Origin of the sequence: Citrobacter sp. wls613 (assembly GCF_005281195.1) — a bacterium.
Classification (GTDB): domain Bacteria; phylum Pseudomonadota; class Gammaproteobacteria; order Enterobacterales; family Enterobacteriaceae; genus Citrobacter; species Citrobacter gillenii.
This window is the reverse complement of the sequence record NZ_SZXN01000090.1, coordinates 133,028-151,036: the sequence shown is the minus strand read 5'-3', so window position 1 is coordinate 151,036 and position 18,009 is coordinate 133,028. Positions and strand designations below refer to the sequence as shown.

The window sequence follows — 18,009 nt, the reverse complement described above, 5'->3', positions numbered from 1 at the left end:
TCCGCGAACGACACTGAACATACGAATTTAAGGGAAAGAGAAAATGGCAGCTAAAGACGTAAAATTCGGTAACGACGCTCGTGTGAAAATGCTGCGCGGCGTGAACGTACTGGCAGACGCAGTAAAAGTTACCCTCGGTCCGAAAGGCCGTAACGTGGTTCTGGATAAATCTTTCGGTGCCCCAGCTATCACTAAAGATGGTGTTTCCGTAGCACGTGAAATCGAGCTGGAAGACAAGTTCGAAAACATGGGCGCGCAGATGGTGAAAGAAGTTGCCTCTAAAGCGAACGACGCTGCAGGTGACGGTACGACTACTGCGACCGTACTGGCTCAGTCCATCATCACTGAAGGCCTGAAGGCTGTTGCTGCGGGTATGAACCCGATGGATCTGAAACGTGGTATCGACAAAGCTGTCGCTGCTGCGGTTGAAGAACTGAAAGCCCTGTCCGTACCGTGCTCCGACTCTAAAGCGATTGCTCAGGTTGGTACCATCTCCGCTAACTCCGACGAAACCGTAGGTAAACTGATCGCTGAAGCGATGGACAAAGTCGGTAAAGAAGGCGTGATCACCGTTGAAGACGGTACCGGTCTGCAGGACGAACTGGACGTAGTTGAAGGTATGCAGTTCGACCGTGGCTACCTGTCTCCTTACTTCATCAACAAGCCGGAAACGGGCGCAGTAGAACTGGAAACGCCGTTCATCCTGCTGGCTGATAAGAAAATCTCCAACATCCGCGAAATGCTGCCGGTTCTGGAAGCCGTTGCGAAAGCAGGCAAACCGCTGCTGATCATTGCTGAAGATGTTGAAGGCGAAGCGCTGGCTACCCTGGTCGTTAACACCATGCGTGGCATCGTGAAAGTGGCTGCGGTTAAAGCACCTGGCTTCGGCGACCGCCGTAAAGCTATGCTGCAGGATATCGCGACCCTGACCGGCGGTACCGTTATCTCTGAAGAGATCGGTATGGAGCTGGAAAAAGCGACCCTGGAAGATCTGGGCCAGGCAAAACGCGTTGTGATCAACAAAGACACCACCACCATCATCGATGGTGTGGGCGAAGAAGCGGCAATCCAGGGTCGTGTAACCCAGATTCGCCAGCAGATCGAAGAAGCAACTTCTGACTACGACCGTGAAAAACTGCAGGAGCGCGTAGCGAAACTGGCAGGCGGCGTTGCAGTCATCAAAGTGGGTGCTGCTACCGAAGTTGAAATGAAAGAGAAGAAAGCACGCGTTGAAGATGCCCTGCACGCGACCCGTGCTGCGGTAGAAGAAGGCGTGGTTGCTGGTGGTGGTGTTGCGCTGATCCGCGTAGCATCCAAACTGAGCGAACTGCGTGGTCAGAACGAAGACCAGAACGTGGGTATCAAAGTTGCGCTGCGCGCAATGGAATCCCCGCTGCGTCAGATCGTTCTGAACTGCGGCGAAGAACCGTCTGTTGTCGCTAACACCGTGAAAGCGGGTGACGGTAACTACGGTTACAACGCTGCAACTGAAGAATACGGCAACATGATCGACATGGGTATCCTGGATCCGACTAAAGTAACCCGTTCTGCTCTGCAGTACGCGGCTTCTGTTGCGGGTCTGATGATCACCACCGAGTGCATGGTAACCGACCTGCCGAAAGGCGATTCCGCTGACTTAGGTGCTGCTGGTGGTATGGGCGGCATGGGCGGAATGGGCGGCATGATGTAATTTAATCTTCATACTTCAAGCCGCAGGTTCGTTGGCTGCAACTTGAATTATTTGATTAAATACGCATCTCGCGAAAAATGAGAAACCCCCGGGCAGAAATGTCCGGGGGTTTTTCTTTTGGTCATCTTTTTAGTATATGATTCAGCTACGGACAAAACGTCCAGCGCATTGATTATGGGGAATAACATGCACGTGAAATATTTAGCAGGGATCGTTGGTGCCGCGCTACTGATGGCGGGTTGTAGCTCCAGCAACGAACTGAGTTCAGCCGGACAAAGCGTACGCTTCGTTGAAGAGAAGCCAGGTGCCGAGTGCCAGCTGATTGGTACCGCAACAGGTAAGCAGAGCAACTGGCTTTCTGGTCAGCACGGCGAAGAGGGCGGCTCTATGCGCGGCGCGGCGAACGATCTGCGTAACCAGGCTGCGGCAATGGGCGGTAATGTGATTTATGGTGTAAGCAGCCCATCACAAGGTATGTTGTCGAGTTTTGTCCCAACCGCCAGCGAGATGATTGGTCAGGTTTATAAGTGCCCTAATTGATAAACGCTGTTGATGCCGGATGGCGACGCTGAAGCGTCTTATCCGGCCTACGGTACACATAAGCGTAGGCCTGATAAGCGCAGCGCCATCAGGCATTCTGCGCTTTACTGGCAGACTGTAGGCGTAAATGATGCAGCGCGCGCAGGCACTGATCCTGTGTCAGCTTTTGTGTTTTATCCCCCGTGAGTGTTCTGACAAACACTTTGCACGGTACACCGGCCAGTTTTTTTAGCCGTGGGCTGAAGTCGATAAGCCGACGAGAGATCGCTTCTACGTCTTTATCATCCGAAGGGGCTCGAGTTTTCACCACTGAACCACAGAACCGAACTTTCCCTGCTTTGTCTTTATAGCGATAGATGACAGCCAGATAATGATTAAACAGATTATGTTTCCATTCTGATTGTGTATAGGCATCGTATTCAAGATTATCGTTATCCAGGCAATCAATGTCGTATAGAGGCAGGAAATCTAATAACGATGTGATACGCAGTGCTAATTCGCGCATCCCTGCATTATTTATTGCGTGAATAATTGCATGTGCCAGTACCGTAATTTGTAGTTCATTAATTAATAGCTCACAAACTCGACCATTATGCAGTGTAAGAGAGAGTGTTAAGTTTTCGCCTTCGTCGCTTACTAATGCCAGTGAATTTATCCGACGATTAATATCCGCATTTTTAAGTTCATCCTCCTGCATTAATGGCATGTTTTCATGCATTTTTTGACTGACTTTGTCACGTGCTTTTTCATACTGCAGACGCGCATCCTCGCCCAAAAGGTGCTTGGTATGCAATCTGCTCTCCAGCGCGATAAGCAGGTCTCGTAGCCCTAATGGTGACAGAAAAAACAGCGACTCTTTATTTCTGGGTTCCTTTATCTTTAATGCCAGCGCAATGAACTCATTTTTTTGACGAATAATGCCCGTATTAATACCTTTAATCGTTATAGCCACGGCGGTTCTCTCTCTCACCTAATATTCAACGGAAAACTAAATATTGATTTATTTATATGATTTATAAATACATTAAAAGATAGCTATCGCTAAAATAACATAAATTAAAAGCCAGAGAAGGACTGAATAAATTGAAAGTATATTATTCGGCAGTGAGTGTCCGAAAGCGGACACTCATTTGGATTATTGTTGACGTAATTGCAGATCCAGCGGCGTTTTACTGGGCTCTCCGCCAATTTCACGCGCCAGTTTGGGGACCATATAGCCTGATACCAGCGTCAACAGTTCTCGCATGATTTGACGCGCTTCATCGTCGCTGACCATAAAGTGCGCGGCCCCTTGCACCTTATCCAGCACGTGCAGGTAATAGGGCATCACGCCGGCATCAAATAGCGCGTTGCTAAGATTTGCCAGCGTCTGGGCGTTATCGTTCACGCCGCGCAATAACACGCTTTGGTTGAGCAGTGTGACGCCAATCCGACGCAATTTTGCCATCGCCTGACGAAATGTCTCATCAATTTCGTTGGTGTGGTTAATGTGATTCACCAGCAGAACTTGCAGAGAAGAGTGAGCAAAACGCTCGACCAATCCGTCGGTAATTCGCGTCGGGATGACAATCGGCAAACGGCTGTGAATACGCAGGCGCTTAATATGTGGGATGGCTTCCAGTTGCGTGAGCAACCAGTCCAGTTCGTGGTCTTTGGCCATTAACGGATCGCCGCCGGATAAGATAATCTCATCCAGCTCCGGGTGCGCCGCGATGTAATCTAACGCAATCTGCCAGTTACGCTTATTCCCCTGGTTATCGGCGTAAGGGAAATGGCGACGGAAGCAGTAGCGACAGTTGACCGCGCATCCGCCTTTTACCAGCAGCAACGCCCGATTGCGATACTTATGTAGTAATCCCGGCACGACGCTGTGCTGTTCTTCCAGCGGGTCGGTCGAGAATCCTGGCGCGGCGACAAATTCATCTTGGGAGGTGAGTACCTGGCGCAGCAGCGGATCGTTGGGGTTGCCTTTTTCCATCCGCGCGATAAACGATCGCGGGACGCGCAGGGCAAAAAGACGTTTTGCCTCACGACCTGCGAGCATATTTTCATCAGCGTCTATATTCAAAAGACGTAATAGTTCATCCGGATCGGTGAGAACATCGGCAAGTTGTACTAACCAATCTTCTCTGGATGGGGTGTTTAGGGTTACAATATGCGCCATTTTGTGGCTAAGCTACCAGTTAACAATTTCAGAGGGCCTTATGGCGACTTACTATAGCAACGATTTTCGTGCCGGTCTTAAAATCATGATGGACGGCGAACCTTATGCGGTTGAAGCCAGTGAATTCGTTAAACCGGGTAAAGGCCAGGCTTTCGCGCGCGTTAAGCTGCGCCGCCTGCTGACCGGTACTCGTGTAGAGAAAACCTTCAAATCCACCGACTCCGCTGAAGGCGCAGACGTTGTAGATATGAACCTGACTTACCTGTACAACGACGGTGAGTTCTATCATTTCATGAACAACTCCACTTTCGAACAGCTGGCTGCTGACGCGAAAGCGGTAGGCGATAGCGCTAAATGGCTGTTGGATCAGGCTGAGTGCATCGTGACCCTGTGGAATGGTCAGCCTATCTCCGTGACCCCACCGAACTTTGTTGAGCTGGAAATCGTTGAAACTGACCCGGGTCTGAAAGGTGACACCGCGGGTACGGGTGGCAAACCAGCGACGCTGTCTACCGGCGCAGTTGTTAAAGTTCCGCTGTTCGTACAGATCGGCGAAGTGATCAAAGTGGATACGCGTTCAGGCGAATACGTTTCCCGCGTTAAGTAATACATCCTATTTGATCGATGGCGCAGGCTGCTGCGCCATACTTTTCCAGGGCAGGAATGATGAAACGTCTTCTCGGTCTTGTAATGCTTATCCTGTTCACCAGCACACTCCTGACGGGCTGTAATACCGCACGTGGCTTCGGTGAAGACATCAAACATCTTGGTAATTCCATCTCTCACGCGGCCAGTTGAGCCTGTCATATTGTCTTAAAAATATGCGTTTTTCCGTCATCCTTCCGGATCTTGTCTATCATTAAGTAGCTATACACAAACAATATTGGCTAGAAAAGGAAGACGTTATGGTTAAAAAGACAATTGCAGCGCTCTTTTCTGTGTTGGTTCTTTCTTCAGTGTTGACTGCGTGTAATACAACAAAAGGTGTTGGGCAGGATATTTCTGAAGGCGGTAGCGCAATCTCTGGTGCAGCGACAAAAGCTCAGCAATAATCATGAACGGTACGACGCTCTGTCGTACCGTTAATTCATTTTCTCGGGTAGCGACAGAAACGGTGAAAAGCGGTTTCCTAAATGCAGCTTGATGCGAATGTTGCGTTTATAGGTGTAAACCGTCTTGCCATGAATGCCGAGTGCCGAGGCTATCGCAGTGTTACTCACGCCATCCATCCACATCGACAGTACTTTCTCTTCCTGCGGCGTAAGCAGCGGTGTCGCGTTTTTAGTGGTCTTTAGCGCAGGACGAACGCAGAGAGCATCCTGAATACTGTCTGACAACTCAGAGAGCGTAGTGCGTTTGGATAATACCGAATGGACGGCGTATTGCGGGTTGTGAGCGGGTACAGGCTTTCTGTCTCCTGATTGCAGTAAAATCAGGGGGATCAGACCACAGCTCATAAAAAAAGGCGCAATAGGCGGACTGGCATGTACATCGCTGAGAAAACCATATAAATCTGCGATCACCAGATGCGGTTTCCACTGCGAAATATGTTCTTTTGCCAGTAAGAGGTTATTGATTCCTGATACCAGAAACGACGAATTAAACCTACCAGAATGATTAAGCAAGGCCTCGACCCCTGTACGGGTAAAGTGGCACCGGTCAATCACTAAAATTTTATGCATAAACTTTTCGCATTCAGAAGTGGGAAAAACGGCTTCCTGACTTCAGAAAGCCATTTATCATAGATAAGACCAATGGCAGCCAAATGCGGGAACTACGCTGCTATTTGTGCTCAATTCTTGCTTTAAGCAGGCAATGGATAAAAATGTTGAAATTCATTTTCTTTCGGGCAAAAATGCTTTTTCATACTTCAGCGTTGTAGGACGACCTGCAAACGCTTCTCTCACCGGGGACGGCCCCATTGTTATTCTGGAGCCTGACATGTCCTGGATCGTTTTATTGATTGCTGGCCTGCTTGAAGTCGTATGGGCAATTGGCCTGAAATATACCCACGGTTTTACCCGTCTGACGCCGAGCATTATTACCATTGTGGCCATGATCGTCAGTATCGCCATGCTTTCCTGGGCGATGCGAACGTTGCCCGTTGGAACAGCTTATGCGGTCTGGACCGGTATTGGTGCGGTAGGGGCGGCCATTACCGGTATCCTGCTGCTGGGGGAATCCGCCAGTCCGGCACGTTTGCTGAGTCTGGGTCTGATTGTCGCCGGAATTATTGGTCTGAAGCTCAGTACCCACTAAGCGCCAGGCTGTTTTACCCAAATTAGCTTGTTCACTTCAAACCCTTCCCGGGCCGCGACTGCCAGCATTTGCTGTTTCATCTCGTCTGAAATAGTGGGGGTACGTGAGAGGATCCACAGGTAGTCGCGATCCGGGCCACAAACCAGCGCGTGGCGATACTCCCGATCGAGAGCAATCACGTTATACCCACCGTAGAATGGACCGAAGAACGACACCTTCAGCGCCGCTCGCGTAGGATCACCAGTGAAATAAGCCTTGCCTTCCGTTTTTTGCCACATGCTTCTGTCGGGGTTGTAGCCTTTGTTGATGACGTTGATACCCCCGTCATCGCGTAGGCTGTAGGTGGCCGTGACTTTATCCAGTCCTCGTTCGAAGCGATGATCGAAGCGCGCGATTTCGTACCAGGTTCCGAGATAGCGTTTAGCATCAAAGTTATTGACAACGGTCACGCCTGAAGGTGGCGTAGGGGTGCTGCAAGCGACAACCAGAAATGCAGCCGTAACGGCAGCAACTACAGGCAGCAAGCGCATAGGATTTTCCTTTTAAGGTTTTTCCTAAGTGTAGAACCTGGCGGGGAATTAAGGGAAGAGAGAGCGAAAAAACGCCCTCTTACCGGATGATAAGAGGGCGGAGCGATTAGATGGTCAGAATACCAATCGCCGTTACAACGGTCAGGATCGCAGCCAGACCGTAGAATACCCACTTGCCAGCTGGCACGTGGATTTTCAGGTCATGCATCGCGTGGTGCATACGGTGTAAACCACACCACAGCGGCAGAACGATCATCAGGAACAGGAACGCACGTCCGATGAAGCTCTGAGCAAATGCCAGTACGCGTTCATAGCTGAAAGCATCAGGAACAAAGCCCAGCGGCAGCATAATGCCTACCAACAGGATCATCACCGGCGCAATGATAGCGCTCCACATACCGCCTGCACCAAACAGGCCCCAGAATACGGGTTCGTCAGAGCGTTTTGGATTTGGATTAATCATTCCGGACTCCTTACCAGAACAGGGCAACAAACAGTATTACTACTGTCGCAACCACAGTAACTGCCCAGAGACCTTTGATGATCGGCTCTGGCCCCATTTTTTCGTCTTTTACGATGATGTTGGCAGCTTTTGGCGCCAGCTCAAACCAGGTTTTGGTATGCAGCAGCGCTGCAGCCAGGGCGATAATATTAAGAATTACCACCACCGGGTTTTGTAAAAAGGCGACAAAACCCATCCAGGACTCTGCACCATGCTTGAGTGCAAACAGGCCGATAATCAGTTCAATGCTGAACCAGACTGCCGGAACTGCCGTGCCTTCACGCAGCATGTAAAAACGATAAAATGGCAGTTTTTTCCACCAAGTGGACGTCATTGGCCGCACATAGGCTTTGCGTTTAGTCGTCATCGTGCACTCCTTAGCGTGGTTTCAGGGTAGCGATAAGAAAGTCTTTTGAACTTTCAACTTTACCCTGCTGAATGGCCGCAGCCGGATCGACGTGTTTCGGGCAGACTTCGGAGCAGTAGCCCACGAAAGTACAGGACCAGACGCCGTTCGGGCTGTTCAACTGAGCCATACGCTCCTTCTTACCGTGGTCGCGGCTATCTTCGTTATAACGATGCGCCAGGGTGATTGCAGCCGGTCCAATGAACTCTGGGTTCAGGCCGAACTGCGGGCACGCGGCATAGCACAGACCACAGTTGATGCAACCGGAGAACTGATGATACTTCGCCATCTGCGCCGGAGTCTGGGTGTTTGGACCCTGATCCGGAGTACGCGGGTTACCAATGATGTACGGCTTGATCGCTTCCAGGCTTTCGATAAAGTGCGTCATATCGACGACCAGATCGCGTTCGATCGGGAAGTTGCCCAGCGCTTCAACCTTCATACCGTTGGTGTATTCACGCAGGAAGGTTTTGCACGCCAGTTTAGGCACGTTGTTGACCATCATGCCGCAGGAGCCGCAGATTGCCATACGGCAGGACCAGCGGTAGCTCAGGTCCGGTGCCAGGTTATCTTTGATGTAACCCAACGCATCCAGTAGAGATGTGGTTTCATCATAAGGAACTTCATAGAAAGCACTGTGCGGCGCGGTATCGGTTTCCGGGTTATAGCGCACCACCTCAACTTTCAGGTTTTTCATCTCAGCCATTCGCCTTCTCCTTCTTATCGGCTGCTTCCGCTTCGCCACCGTACATACGTTTAGCTGGCGGCAGAGTGGTGATTTTCACGTCGCTGTATTCCAGGCGAGTTGTGCCGTCAGCATCACGGAAGGCGAGAGTGTGTTTGAGGAAGTTAACGTCATCACGCTCGGTGCAGCCTTCATCCAGACGCTGGTGCGCGCCGCGGGATTCTTTACGTGCCAGCGCAGAGTGCGCCATACATTCAGCAACGTTCAGACCATGACCCAGTTCGATGGTGTACAGCAAGTCGGTGTTGAAGACGCTGGAGGTATCGGTGATACGTACGCGCTTGAAACGTTCCTGCAGTTCGGCCAGTTTATCAACGGTTTTCTGCATGAGTTCCGGCGTACGGTAGATACCGCAACCTTCTTCCATGGACAGACCCATTTCGTCGCGGATTTTGGACCAGTTTTCGTTACCTTCCTGGTTCACCAGATCTTTCAGACGTTTTTCAACGCCAGCAACCTGTGCGTCGAGTGCGGCACCGTTTGCTGCGCCTACCGTTGCAGCGCGTTCTGCTGCACGTTCACCCGCCATGCGGCCAAAGACCACCAGTTCTGCCAGAGAGTTAGAACCCAGACGGTTAGCGCCATGCAGACCAACAGAGGAACATTCACCAACGGCGAACAGACCTTTAATGCGGGTTTCACAGTGCTGATCGGTTTCAATACCGCCCATGGTGTAGTGCGCGGTCGGACGTACCGGGATCGGTTCTTTAACCGGATCGACACCCACGTAGGCTTTCGCCAGTTCGCAGATGAACGGTAAGCGCTCGAGCAGTTTTTTCTCACCGAGGTGACGCAGGTCGAGGTAAACCACATCGCCACGTGGTGTGGAAATGGTGTTGCCTTTACGCCATTCGTGCCAGAAGGCCTGAGAAACTTTGTCGCGCGGACCCAGTTCCATGTATTTGTTCTTCGGCTCGCCCAGTGGGGTTTCCGGGCCCATGCCGTAGTCCTGCAGATAGCGATAGCCATCTTTGTTGACCAGAATACCGCCTTCACCGCGGCAGCCTTCGGTCATCAGGATACCGGAGCCTGGCAGACCAGTCGGGTGATACTGAACGAATTCCATATCACGCAGCGGAACGCCGTGGCTCAGTGCCATGCCCATACCGTCGCCGGTAACGATGCCGCCGTTGGTGTTGTAACGGTACACACGGCCAGCGCCGCCTGTTGCCATGACAACCGCATTAGCACGGATTTGCATCAGCGTGCCTTCCATCATGTTCATCGCAACCAGGCCGCGAGCCTGACCGTCATCAACCAGGATGTCCAGGACGAAGTGTTCGTCGAAGCGCTGAATTTGCGGGAACTGCAAAGACGTTTGGAACAGCGTATGCAGCATGTGGAAGCCGGTCTTATCCGCGGCAAACCAGGTGCGCTCAATTTTCATACCGCCGAAGCGACGTACGTTGACGCTACCGTCTTCACGACGGCTCCATGGGCAACCCCATTGTTCCAGTTGCGTCATTTCAGTTGGGCAGTGGTGGACAAAGTAATCCACGACATCCTGCTCACACAGCCAGTCTCCGCCAGCTACCGTATCGTGAAAATGGTAGTCAAAGCTGTCATGATCCTGCGCGACAGCAGCAGAGCCGCCTTCGGCAGCAACGGTATGGCTGCGCATTGGGTACACTTTTGAGATCAGTGCGATTTTAGCGTTGGGATTTGCTTGTGCGGCAGCAATTGCAGCACGTAATCCCGCGCCACCGGCGCCTATAATGGCAAGATCGGCTTGAAAGGTTTGCACGACATTCCTCCAGATTGTTGTTATTTCATCCCCGCCCGTAATCAGATGCTTCATCTGAGTCAAACGGGTTATGAACGCGTTTCCACTGCTCCTTTATAGGTACAATAGTATAGTCTCAGGGAGGAGCGGGAAATTTGACGTGTTCGATTTTTTTAGCGTATCACAGGGGGGAATTATCATTGATTTTGATTAATTTAATTACTAAACCACCCAATGTTGCTTTTTTTATCAACTTGTCCGTGTTTGTTATTCCCTCCCGAAATTTGTCTCGCTAACGCGTTACGAGTAGACTTCGTGCCCTTGTCTTAAATCGGAGAAACAACCATGAGCGAAACGGCAACCTGGCAGCCGAGCGCGTCCATCCCCAATCTGTTAAAACGTGCAGCAATTATAGCGGAAATCCGCCGCTTTTTTGCCGACCGTGGCGTGCTTGAGGTTGAGACACCTTGTATGAGTCAGGCGACGGTTACGGATATTCATCTGTTCCCGTTCGAAACGCGTTTCGTTGGCCCGGGTCATTCTCAGGGCATGAACCTCTATTTGATGACCAGCCCGGAATACCATATGAAGCGCCTGCTGGTTGCAGGGTGTGGTCCGGTCTACCAACTGTGTCGCAGTTTCCGTAACGAAGAGATGGGGCGTCACCATAACCCCGAGTTCACCATGCTCGAGTGGTACCGTCCTCATTACGACATGTACCGTCTGATGAATGAAGTGGATGATTTGCTCCAGCAAGTGCTGGACTGCTCTCCGGCGGAAAGCCTCTCTTATCAGCAAGCCTTCCAGCGTCATCTTGAAATCGACCCGCTGTCAGCGGATAAAACACAGTTGCGCGAAGCGGCGGCTAAGCTGGATCTCAGCAATATCGCGGACACCGAAGAAGACCGGGATACCTTGCTGCAACTGCTGTTTGCGATGGGCGTCGAACCGCACATTGGCAAAGATAAACCGACGTTTGTATATCATTTCCCGGCCAGCCAGGCGTCGTTGGCGCAAATCAGTACTGAAGACCACCGCGTGGCCGAACGTTTTGAGGTGTACTACAAAGGTATTGAGCTGGCGAATGGTTTCCATGAGTTGACCGATGCACGCGAGCAGCAGCAACGCTTCGAACAGGATAACCGCAAACGAGCCGCCCGTGGCTTACCGCAACAGCCTATCGATAACAATCTGCTTGAAGCGCTAAAAGTTGGGATGCCGGATTGCTCAGGCGTGGCGCTGGGCGTCGACCGTCTGGTTATGCTGGCACTGGGGGCCGATAGCCTCGCTGATGTTATCGCCTTTACCGTCGATCGTGCGTAATTTACGTCTCCGCATTGCAAAGTGGCGCATAATCGTCACTTTGTAGCATCTTTTTTCATTTCCCCTCTAATAGCCACAATTTAACTCTGGAATTTTGTTAGCATTCAGGTATCAATCCTGTGTTGATTTTCTTATTGCTGATCTCTGCAAGGGGGCAGTATTCACCGGTGAGTGGTGTTTGATAAACACTCTCCAGAGTAAGGGATAGTTTAATGACCCAAACAATAAAAAAGATGAGCCTGACTGGTCTCATCCTGATGATATTTACGTCTGTTTTTGGATTTGCTAATAGCCCCTCGGCTTTCTATTTAATGGGATACAGTGCCATTCCATGGTATGTATTTTCTGCATTATTATTCTTTATCCCATTTGCCTTAATGATGGCTGAAATGGGGTCTGCCTATCGGAAAGAAGAGGGTGGGATCTATTCGTGGATGAATAATAGCGTCGGACCTCGTTATGCGTTTATCGGCACCTTTATGTGGTTCTCTTCCTACGTTATCTGGATGGTGAGCACCGCGGCGAAAGTCTGGGTGCCTTTTTCCACCTTTATATTCGGCGCGGATATGACGCAGACCTGGCGTATCGCCGGGTTTGAGCCCACGCAGGTCGTCGGACTGCTTGCTGTTGGCTGGATGGTGTTGGTGACTGGCGTAGCGTCACGGGGTATTAATAAGATTGCTCGCATTACGGCGGTTGGCGGAATTGCCGTCATGTGTCTTAATTTAGTTCTGTTGTTAGTGAGTGTCGCTATTTTGTTATTAACCGGTGGCCACTTTGCACAGGATATTAATTTTGTCTCTTCACCGAATCCGGGATATCAGTCCGGTCTGGCCATGCTGTCATTTGTGGTGTTTGCTATTTTTGCCTATGGCGGAATAGAAGCCGTGGGTGGACTGGTTGATAAAACAGAGAAACCTGAAAAGAACTTCGCGAAAGGCATTGTCTTCGCGGCGATTGTCATTTCAGTGGGTTATTCGCTGGCCATCTTTTTATGGGGCGTGAGTACCAACTGGCAGGATGTATTAAGTAATAGTTCAGTGAACTTGGGTAATATTACTTATATCCTGATGAAAAGTTTGGGGATGACGCTGGGCCATGCGCTGCATCTTTCACCTGAGGCGGCAATCACTACAGGCGTCTGGTTTGCGCGTATTACCGGCCTGTCTATGTTCCTTGCTTATACCGGGGCATTCTTCACGCTCAGCTACTCGCCGCTGAAAGCGATTATTCAGGGGACGCCAAAAGCACTGTGGCCTGCACCGATGACCAGACTGAACGCTATGGGGATGCCGACGACGGCGATGTGGATGCAGTGTCTGCTGGTGAGCCTGTTTATTCTTCTGGTGTCGTTTGGCGGCGATACGGCCTCAGCGTTCTATAACAAGCTGACGCTGATGGCGAACGTCTCGATGACGCTGCCGTATCTGTTCCTCGCGCTGGCGTTCCCTTTCTTTAAATCTCGCGTCGGTCTGGAAAGACCGTTTGTGATATTTAAAACCCGAGCCGCAACGCTACTGGCCACGAGTGTCGTGGTGCTGGTGGTGACATTCGCCAACGTGTTCACCATTATCCAGCCGGTGATTGAAGCTGGCGACTGGAACAGTGCACTGTGGATGACCGGCGGGCCGATTTTCTTCTCGTTGTTAGCCATGGCGATTTACCAGAACTACAGCCGTCGTATGGCCAATGAGCCTGAATGGGCGGTTGAATAAACGACCTGCCTAATCCGGCCTACTAAAGAAGCATCTTCGTAGGCCGGATTAGGCGAAGCCGCCATCCGGCACCACTCACGTTTACAAGCTTCCCGCCGGGCGCTTACCTCTGCCCGCAGAACTTAACGTTCTCCCCGTTTGCTTTCCGCTGAGGCTCTCCAGACGCATCTGGAACGGTGGGAATGGCATATCAATACCGTGCTCACGGAAGCCCGCCAGAATCAGCTGGTGGATCTCGTGGCGCAATGGCATACGGTGTCCCATCTCTGCGGCATAGATACGCAGCTCAAAGATCTGAATCCCCTGCTGAAGGTCAACCAGGAAGACTTCCGGCGCCGGTGTGTCGATAACCAGTGAGCAGCGCTGGGCGGCAGTGAGCAGGATTTGCGTGACCTCCTCGCTGTTGGCTTCTGACGGTGCAGGAATGGTCAATACCACACGAGTCACTGAGTCGGATAACGACCAGTTGATAAACTGCTCGGTGATAAACGCCTTGTTGGGCACGATGATCTCTTTACGATCCCAGTCGCTGATGGTGGTCGCGCGGGTGTTAATCTTGGTCACGCTGCCGGTGAGGTCGCGAATGGTCACCGTGTCGCCAATACGAATTGGTTTTTCAAACAGGATGATCAGGCCGGATATAAAGTTGGCGAAGATCTCTTGCAAACCAAAGCCCAAACCAACACCGAGAGCAGCAACCAGCCACTGCAGTTTCGACCACTCAATACCAATCATTGAGAAGCCCACCAGGCCACCAATTAGCATCAGTAGATACTTGGTTATAGTGGTGATGGCGTAACCGGTACCTGGTGTTAAATCCAGGTGCTGCAACAGCGCCAGTTCCAGCAGTGCAGGCAGGTTACGCACCAGCTGGGTGGTGATGATAAACACCAGAATGGCAATAAGCACTGCGCCCAGCGTAATCGGCTCTAAGCTTTCTACGCCCTGCACCGTGGACGTCACATCCCATAGTGAGATATTTTCCAGGAAGCCGAACGCGGAATGAATTTCTGACCACAGCACGATGACTGAAAGCAGGGCGATGAGCATCAGGATAGACCGCACCAGGCGCAGCGACTGTGCGCTTATCGCGTCCAGATCGACTTCGCTTTCATCGATATCTATCGCTCCTTCCAGGCTGGTGGAGTGCGCGGGTTCTTCTTCACCACGTGCACGCTGCGCCAGCATTTCTGCGCGTCGGTGTTTGGCGCGGTCAAAAGCCAGACGACGGCGCTGGATAAGCATCCAGCGGCGGATGACGTGATAAACCACCAGCAACAAGAACCAGATAGCAACAGACGTCTCCAGGCGGGCCAGTAGCGCCTGTGCTGTGGCCAAGTAACCTACCGCGGCCGCAAGAATGGCAACTAACGGGGCACCCATTAGCATATTCCACAGCATGCTGTTGACCATGTTGTCGCCGTTGCCCTCTTTGTCGAGGTACAGCGGGATCCCGGCGCGTTTGAGGCTCAGAGTGACGATGGCCAGTGCGCCACAAATCAACATAAAGCACAGGCGTCCTAATGAAGCGGAGAATTCCCGGTCATTGAGATTATCAAACATGATCACCGCCATGATCAGCGGAACAATCAGTCCGATGCTCATCAGGTAATAGTGCATAGCTTTAGCGACGCGGTTGCGCGGCCAGCCAAAGTGCGCGATGAACAGACCATTCGGCCGCGCAAAGGTAGCGCAAATCATCACCGCCCACAGCATAGGCACCGTGGCGGTCACACCATCGCCGATGGCGACGGCCAGCGGATAGGGCCAGGCTTCCTGCAGGCCGTAACCCAGCGTCGCCCACAGCACCGGCAGCGGCGAGGCAACGAGAATTGACCAGAATACCGTTCGTATCGTCAGCCAGAAGTGATCCTGGGTGACTTTACCGACCCGCGCAGACGATCGCTCAAGAAAGCGGGTGAAGTGCTTACGCGAATAGAGGCTAAACCCCACCAGCACCAGCGCGGCGAACAACGGCAGCAGCGTGGCCTTACTGGTGAGCATCATGACGCTGGCTTTACCAAGCTGATTAAACGTATCTAATGAGATTAGACGACGCAGATCCTGAACCAAATCGACCGGCCAGGAGAGTGAAATCGGGCTGACGTCAGAGGTCCAGAACAGATAGCGGTGCGTGGCTTCGTTAACCTCTTTCAGCGCATCTTCCAACTGACTATTGGATACTTTCAGCTTGGTTAACTCGAGTATCAGCGTATCGCCGCCCTGTAGCAGGGAATTCAACAGCTCACGCTGGGTACGCAGTTGGGCATTGAGAATACGGGTCTGCTCTGCGGTAAGCGGCTGTCCATCCGCTTGATGGATCTGGCGTAGCTGCGGCTGTTTGTTGAGGAGGTCTTCATAGCGCATGCGATGTACGCGCAGCTGCGCCATTTCGGTATCGAGCTGTTGCGGCTTAGGCATTTCAGGTAGACGGGAAACCTGCGCGCGAAGAGCTTCGCCCAGCATATTCGACGCCCCCAGCCACTGTGACTGCTCGCGCAGCGTGTTCAATGCCTGACGTACCTGCAACGTTTGACCGGTGGCCTGACGCTGCTGAGACGCCACCAGGTCCATACGTTGTGCCTGTTGGTTTAACGCCTGTGACAGTTCGCGGTTGACCTTGAACTGATCGACAATGCCTTCCGGCAGTCCTGCACTGTTTTCTGCCAGCAGTTCGGTGCTTTCCAACGCCCGCTCCGCTTCACGCTGCCGCTGGCTATTGAGCTGATTTCGTAATGCCTGCAGGTAAGCGTCGAGCTGCTGGCTCTGTTTTTCGGCCAGTTCGGAGCGCATACGCGCCAGTTCCTGACGATTGTTGGCGGAAAGTTGTGCCAGCTCCAGCTCATCGACCAGCGCTTTGAGTCTGGCGGATTCAGCTTGCAACGACTGATTGAGCGGCGTATTGCCGCTGGCTGCGCCAAGGCGTCGTTCAATTTCATTTAATTGACGGCGAGCATCGGTTTGCTGTTGAGGGAGCTGGTTTAATGAATCGGCGATTTCGCGGGCGCGATCCTGCTCCTGCTGGGCCTGACGGCTTTTTTCCAGCAACTGGCTGCTGACCTGCAGGATCTCCTGGTTTAAGGCGTCAGCCGAGAGGTCCGTGGGGATGCTGCGAGGTTCATCGCGCAGGTTGCTAAGCTGCGCGCGTAGCGTCGCGGACAGCTTGGGGAAGTTATCAATAACCTGCTGATACTGTTCGGCGCGCTCGAGAGAGCCTTTACGCTCTTCAAGGGCATTCAGCGCGGACTGGAGCGCCTCGACGGCTTCTGGCTGAGCGGGTTTTGCCGCTTTGGCCTGCTCCAGTTCCTGGGTGATTTGTTTGGTATCGGGAGCCGTCGCAGCGTACGCCCCCTGGCTGAGGCACCAGGCCATCAGAAAAGTGATAATCAGGCGCACAGCAGCGATTCCTATGTTTAACTTTCGTCTTTTTTGTCGTCAACCAGCGGGCTGGCAGCGTGTTCTGCTTCGATCTCGTCTTGCGCAAGCGGGGCGGGTTCGGCCTCTGGCGTCACGAACGTTTCGGTAGAGATTGCCATCGGTTGACCGATTTTGGTGACCGAAAGATCCTGCAACTGCTCGACCAGATTAACTTTGCCTGGCGCAAACAGGTTGATGACGGTTGAACCAAGCTTAAAGCGGCCCATTTCCTGGCCTTTCAGCAGCGCCACTGAACCTTCACTTTCACCTTCAGGCCATGTCCAGCGCTTAATTACACCTTCACGCGGTGGCGTGATGGTGCCAGCCCAGACAGTTTCGATGCTACCGACGATGGTTGCACCGACCAGAATTTGCACCATCGGGCCAAATTCAGTGTCAAACAGGCAAATAACGCGTTCGTTACGGGCAAAAAGGTTGGGCACGTTTTGCGCGGTCAGAATGTTGACCGAGAAAAGATCGCCGGGCACGTACAGCATTTCCCGCAGGATACCGTTACACGGCATATGTACGCGGTGGTAATCACGCGGTGAGAGGTACGTCGTGACAAACGTTCCGTTACGGAACTTGTCCGCCATCTGGTAGTTACCTGCCAGCAGTGCTTCAAGGCTGTAGCTGTGCCCTTTGGCCTGCAACAGTTTGTCTTCTTCGATGTTCCCCAACTGGTTAATCACGCCGTCAGCTGGCATAACCAGAACATTCGGGTCGGTATTAATTGGGCGGGCATCGTCACGCAGTGGGCGCACGAAGAAGTCGTTAAAGGTGCGATAGCTGGCGGTATCCGGCTTCTGCGCCTCTGTCATATCGACCTTGTAATATTTCACGAACAGATCGATAACCAGTTTAGTTAGCCATCCTGCTCGTTTGCTTGCACCCCAACCCGCCAGGCGAGTGAGCCATAGTTTCGGCAGAATGTATTGTAGCGAAAGCTTAAATGAATTTAACAAGGTAGCCTCCAGGCCATAATTTGTTCCCGA

General features: G+C 52.0%; 18 protein-coding genes. 8 read left to right on the top strand and 10 right to left on the bottom strand.

What is annotated here, in order from left to right:
* Nucleotides 1–43: 43 nt before the first annotated feature.
* Complete coding sequence (gene groL / locus FDX01_RS22860) at nucleotides 44–1,690, top strand: chaperonin GroEL (RefSeq protein WP_096758608.1); 1,647 nt, start codon at nucleotides 44–46, stop codon at nucleotides 1,688–1,690.
* Nucleotides 1,691–1,876: 186 nt separating this feature from the next.
* Complete coding sequence (locus FDX01_RS22855) at nucleotides 1,877–2,230, top strand: DUF4156 domain-containing protein (protein ID WP_042999161.1); 354 nt, start codon at nucleotides 1,877–1,879, stop codon at nucleotides 2,228–2,230.
* 88 nt (nucleotides 2,231–2,318) lie between these two features.
* On the opposite strand, the gene yjeJ is transcribed toward FDX01_RS22855, so the two are convergent.
* Nucleotides 2,319–3,182: a YjeJ family protein gene (gene yjeJ, locus FDX01_RS22850; protein WP_137400507.1), complete on the bottom strand. Its 864-nt coding sequence runs from the start codon at nucleotides 3,180–3,182 to the stop codon at nucleotides 2,319–2,321.
* 183 nt (nucleotides 3,183–3,365) lie between these two features.
* Nucleotides 3,366–4,394 (bottom strand): EF-P beta-lysylation protein EpmB, encoded by a 1,029-nt coding sequence (gene epmB, locus FDX01_RS22845; protein WP_137400506.1) that lies wholly within the window; start codon nucleotides 4,392–4,394, stop codon nucleotides 3,366–3,368.
* Nucleotides 4,395–4,434: 40 nt separating this feature from the next.
* Between epmB and efp the strand changes: the two genes are divergently transcribed.
* From efp to ecnB, 3 genes are all read left to right on the top strand, one after another.
* Nucleotides 4,435–5,001, top strand: a complete 567-nt coding sequence (gene efp / locus FDX01_RS22840) for an elongation factor P (protein ID WP_096758605.1) — start codon at nucleotides 4,435–4,437, stop codon at nucleotides 4,999–5,001.
* Between the two features lie 56 nt (nucleotides 5,002–5,057).
* On the top strand, nucleotides 5,058–5,192 hold the full coding sequence (gene ecnA, locus FDX01_RS22835; protein WP_043018154.1) for a lipoprotein antitoxin entericidin A: 135 nt from the start codon (nucleotides 5,058–5,060) through the stop codon (nucleotides 5,190–5,192).
* A 107-nt stretch (nucleotides 5,193–5,299) separates the two neighbouring features.
* Entirely contained in the window at nucleotides 5,300–5,446 is a 147-nt protein-coding gene (ecnB, locus tag FDX01_RS22830; protein WP_096758604.1) for a lipoprotein toxin entericidin B, read from the top strand.
* Nucleotides 5,447–5,476: 30 nt separating this feature from the next.
* Here the strand turns inward: ecnB and FDX01_RS22825 are convergent, their stop codons facing one another.
* Entirely contained in the window at nucleotides 5,477–6,076 is a 600-nt protein-coding gene (locus FDX01_RS22825) for a LuxR C-terminal-related transcriptional regulator (protein ID WP_096758603.1), read from the bottom strand.
* 259 nt (nucleotides 6,077–6,335) lie between these two features.
* Here FDX01_RS22825 and sugE point away from each other — a divergent pair, with 259 nt between their 5' ends.
* A complete protein-coding gene (gene sugE / locus FDX01_RS22820; RefSeq protein WP_016151397.1) occupies nucleotides 6,336–6,653 on the top strand; it encodes a quaternary ammonium compound efflux SMR transporter SugE in 318 nt (105 codons plus the stop codon).
* Here sugE and FDX01_RS22815 read toward each other — a convergent pair.
* From FDX01_RS22815 to frdA, 5 genes are all read right to left on the bottom strand, one after another.
* Nucleotides 6,650–7,183 carry a lipocalin family protein gene (locus FDX01_RS22815; RefSeq protein WP_137363235.1) on the bottom strand — a complete coding sequence of 178 codons (534 nt, stop codon included), beginning with the start codon at nucleotides 7,181–7,183 and terminating at the stop codon, nucleotides 6,650–6,652. The two genes, sugE and FDX01_RS22815, sit on opposite strands and share 4 nt — an antisense overlap.
* Nucleotides 7,184–7,289: 106 nt before the next feature.
* Nucleotides 7,290–7,646, bottom strand: a complete 357-nt coding sequence (frdD, locus tag FDX01_RS22810) for a fumarate reductase subunit FrdD (RefSeq protein ID WP_003025535.1) — start codon at nucleotides 7,644–7,646, stop codon at nucleotides 7,290–7,292.
* A 10-nt stretch (nucleotides 7,647–7,656) separates the two neighbouring features.
* Entirely contained in the window at nucleotides 7,657–8,052 is a 396-nt protein-coding gene (frdC, locus tag FDX01_RS22805) for a fumarate reductase subunit FrdC (RefSeq protein WP_003025537.1), read from the bottom strand.
* 10 nt (nucleotides 8,053–8,062) lie between these two features.
* Nucleotides 8,063–8,797, bottom strand: a complete 735-nt coding sequence (gene frdB, locus FDX01_RS22800; RefSeq protein WP_096758601.1) for a fumarate reductase iron-sulfur protein — start codon at nucleotides 8,795–8,797, stop codon at nucleotides 8,063–8,065.
* Nucleotides 8,790–10,580 (bottom strand): fumarate reductase (quinol) flavoprotein subunit, encoded by a 1,791-nt coding sequence (gene frdA, locus FDX01_RS22795; RefSeq protein ID WP_117342443.1) that lies wholly within the window; start codon nucleotides 10,578–10,580, stop codon nucleotides 8,790–8,792. The genes frdB and frdA overlap by 8 nt, the downstream gene beginning before the upstream one ends.
* A 324-nt stretch (nucleotides 10,581–10,904) precedes the next feature.
* Between frdA and epmA the strand changes: the two genes are divergently transcribed.
* Nucleotides 10,905–11,882: an elongation factor P--(R)-beta-lysine ligase gene (epmA, locus tag FDX01_RS22790; RefSeq protein WP_096758600.1), complete on the top strand. Its 978-nt coding sequence runs from the start codon at nucleotides 10,905–10,907 to the stop codon at nucleotides 11,880–11,882.
* A 212-nt stretch (nucleotides 11,883–12,094) separates the two neighbouring features.
* The gene (gene yjeM, locus FDX01_RS22785; protein ID WP_137400505.1) at nucleotides 12,095–13,597 is read left to right on the top strand and encodes a glutamate/gamma-aminobutyrate family transporter YjeM; all 1,503 of its coding nucleotides are present in this window, start codon (nucleotides 12,095–12,097) and stop codon (nucleotides 13,595–13,597) included.
* Nucleotides 13,598–13,678: 81 nt separating this feature from the next.
* Here the strand turns inward: yjeM and mscM are convergent, their stop codons facing one another.
* Together mscM and asd are read right to left on the bottom strand one after the other, a co-directional pair.
* On the bottom strand, nucleotides 13,679–16,993 hold the full coding sequence (gene mscM, locus FDX01_RS22780; protein ID WP_096758598.1) for a miniconductance mechanosensitive channel MscM: 3,315 nt from the start codon (nucleotides 16,991–16,993) through the stop codon (nucleotides 13,679–13,681).
* Between the two features lie 17 nt (nucleotides 16,994–17,010).
* Nucleotides 17,011–17,979, bottom strand: a complete 969-nt coding sequence (asd, locus tag FDX01_RS22775; protein ID WP_096758597.1) for an archaetidylserine decarboxylase — start codon at nucleotides 17,977–17,979, stop codon at nucleotides 17,011–17,013.
* Between the last annotated feature and the right edge of the window lie 30 nt (nucleotides 17,980–18,009).